Origin of the sequence: Streptomyces sp. NRRL F-4489 (assembly GCF_001509485.1) — a bacterium.
Classification (GTDB): domain Bacteria; phylum Actinomycetota; class Actinomycetes; order Streptomycetales; family Streptomycetaceae; genus Streptomyces.
In genome coordinates, this window is the sequence record NZ_LLZI01000183.1 from 1 (window position 1) to 415 (window position 415).

Here is a 415-nt window from a genome sequence, read left to right on the forward strand (position 1 = left end):
GGAGGGAATCGTCGAAGGTGGGACTGGCGATTGGGACGAAGTCGTAACAAGGTAGCCGTACCGGAAGGTGCGGCTGGATCACCTCCTTTCTAAGGAGCATCTAGGCAGTCGCAAGATTGTCCAGGGCCACTACGTCGGCGAATGTTCGACGGTGGTTAGCTCATGGGTGGAACGTTGACTACTCGGCACGATTGGTTAGGTCTGTTAGTACTGCTTCGGCGTGGAACGCAGGATCTTGGCTGGTCGGGTCGGGCACGCTGTTGGGTATCTGAGGGTGCGGACTGTGGTCTGAACCTTCGCGATGCCGGCCCCGGTGAAGGTCCACGTTGGTGGGTTGTGACGGGTGGCTGGTCGTTGCTTGAGAACTGCACAGTGGACGCGAGCATCTGTGGCCAAGTTTTTAAGGGCGCACGGT

At 58.6% G+C, this 415-nt stretch carries 1 rRNA gene; it reads left to right on the plus strand.

Annotation, left to right across the window (positions count from 1 at the left end):
* Window positions 1–89: ribosomal RNA gene (locus ADL22_RS14880) — 16S ribosomal RNA — on the plus strand; the annotation flags it as partial.
* Window positions 90–415 lie beyond the last annotated feature (326 nt).